At 56.9% G+C, this 2,050-nt stretch carries 3 protein-coding genes; all 3 read left to right on the forward strand.

Annotated elements, in window-relative coordinates:
- Nucleotides 1-303, forward strand: a 303-nt coding sequence (locus AB5H98_RS13280) for a hypothetical protein (RefSeq protein ID WP_367926360.1), incomplete at its 5' end; no start/stop codon positions are given.
- Nucleotides 300-1,121 (forward strand): hypothetical protein, encoded by an 822-nt coding sequence (locus AB5H98_RS13285; RefSeq protein ID WP_367926361.1) that lies wholly within the window; start codon nt 300-302, stop codon nt 1,119-1,121. The genes AB5H98_RS13280 and AB5H98_RS13285, both read left to right, overlap by 4 nt.
- The coding region (locus AB5H98_RS13290) for a hypothetical protein (protein WP_367926362.1) at nt 1,118-2,050 on the forward strand (933 nt) is incomplete at its 3' end. The genes AB5H98_RS13285 and AB5H98_RS13290, both read left to right, overlap by 4 nt.

A 2,050-nucleotide genomic window follows, 5' to 3' on the forward strand; every position in this document is an offset into this window, starting at 1 on the left:
GTGACGGTGATTGCCTGGGCCGTGGGACCGAACGGCAAAGTGCTCAAGACCAGCGAAACCACGGAGCTGACGCTGCATCAGGGCGGCTTGGAAGCAAAGCGGAATGCGGACGGCACCCTGGAAGTGGTCAGTTATGCGGATGGAAATTTGAACGGACTTGCGGAGAAACGGGTATTGAAGGAAACGGAGTATACTCTTGAGGAAAACGGCGACGGGACCGTCACGGTGCAGGCGGCGGACAAGCGCCTAGGCAGTTGCGTTTTGCAGGATGTGGATAAAAAGGACGAGGGGGAACGGACATGAATCAGAAAAAGGGGCGCAGTGCCCGGGAGTGGGGCAGCTATGTGTGGAATCTGATCCGAGGCAGCCTGGCTCCCACCGCGCTCATGGCGTTGTTTTGGCTGGTGCTGGGCTGGGTGCGCGCAGCAGGTGTACAGTGGGCCATTTTGTGGCCGCTGAACTTTTTGACGGGCGCTCTCAGCGGCCTGGAAGGCAGCGCGTTCGGCGGCACTTTGGGCAAGGCGATTTTGCTGGTGGTGTTCAACAGCTTTTTCCGGGGCATCGTGGTCCGGCGCAAGGGCAGCGAGCGGCGGCGCACCCATTTTTGGGAGGAGCTGAAAAAGGAGAGCGTGTCCACGGCGCTTGCGCGCATTCCGCAATACAGCAATCTTCGGCTTTTGTCCGGCGATCGCACGCCCATGATGTTGGGCTGTGGCTTTTTGGGAATTGGGTTTGCGCTGGGGGTATATCCTTTTCTGACCGGAGATGGCAGTCTTGTCAACAGCATGGTGTGCGTGGCGCTGTTTTTAAGCATAGGAAAACAGATTTCCAAGCAGAGAGGATTGCTCATCACCCTTTTGAATATGGTTTTGGCGCGCAAGGCGTTGCGCACGGTGAATCGAGGCGCAATCGACCGCGTGTTTGCCGGTTTTGCGGTAGGTATGGCCGCAGCGGTGCCCGTTGCCGCGGTGCGTGCGGTGCCTGTTGTGGGCGGTGCGCTGTGGCTGGTGCTCGCTCGGGTTCTTCCTTGGGCGATGATTTTGGCAGGCGTTGTATGCCTGGGTTTAACGTTTTGGAAAATGCGTGAGGCTCAGACGGTCAGTCAGGAGGCCGGCAAATGAAGCAGTTGTTTTTTCGGCGGTGCGCGGCGGTTGCAATTTTGTTGTCCTTTTGTGTGTTGACCGGCGTATGCGCTTTTGCGGACGACCAGACGGAAAAAATTAACTATGTACACATCACCGCGCCTGCCTCGGTGGCCGAGAGCGCGCAATTGACCGGACCGGACGTGGGCGAAGACGGTTCGGTGTTGCTGCAGGAGGGTAAGCCGGTCAGTTTTACGTTGGAAAGTCCGGTGACCATGGGGACCGGTGGAATGCACTCTTACGATGGCGTGGTCCGGAATGCGTCTATTTTTAATCTTATGGTTACTTTGCAGCCGAATTCCCTTTATTACACTCCTTGGTTGCTGCTGTATTCCGACGAAAATGGCGCATGGTTCGGTCTGCCAGACAATGAAGCGGGCACTCTGCGCATTGCGTTTGAAGATGTGCAGTTGCTCCATGTGGACAGAATCGAAGATACTGGCGAAATATTTTTTTCCATAAACGGTACGTACCGGGTCGAAGTGCGTTTTCCCGTGACGCGGGTCGTACAGCGGTCTGCTTTTGAAAATACGCAAACCTATCGCGACGAGACTGACAGCCTTCTTCAGAGCGCGCCGGCTCTGCCGCAGCCGTATTCGGAAGCAGTGTTTCGGGCTACGGTGCAGGGACAATTGGGAACTGCCCGAAACAGTACTTTCGATACAGAGGAATTTGATTTTTCTTTCTCCACGCTCGGGGCAGATGTGGGGAATCGATGGGACGCGGAGCTGGAATACGACGGCCGAACTCAGCAAATTGAAGTGGGTGAAGGCCTGCCCTGGGGTTATGAAACAACTGTGTTGATGAACATCACGGACTGGGGTTATGCCGCCACCGGCGGGGGTTCGGTGGTCGCTACGGCAACGGGCGCCACAGCGCTGGGGCTGGGCGGCAGTGCGGTGGCCAAC

This window comes from uncultured Ruthenibacterium sp., assembly GCF_963558415.1.
Lineage (GTDB): Bacteria > Bacillota > Clostridia > Oscillospirales > Ruminococcaceae > Ruthenibacterium.

Coding starts and splice junctions, on each gene's coding strand:
- AB5H98_RS13285 (WP_367926361.1), top strand. CDS start 300: ATGAATCAGAAAAAGGGGCGCAGTGCCCGGGAGTGGGGCAGCTATGTG.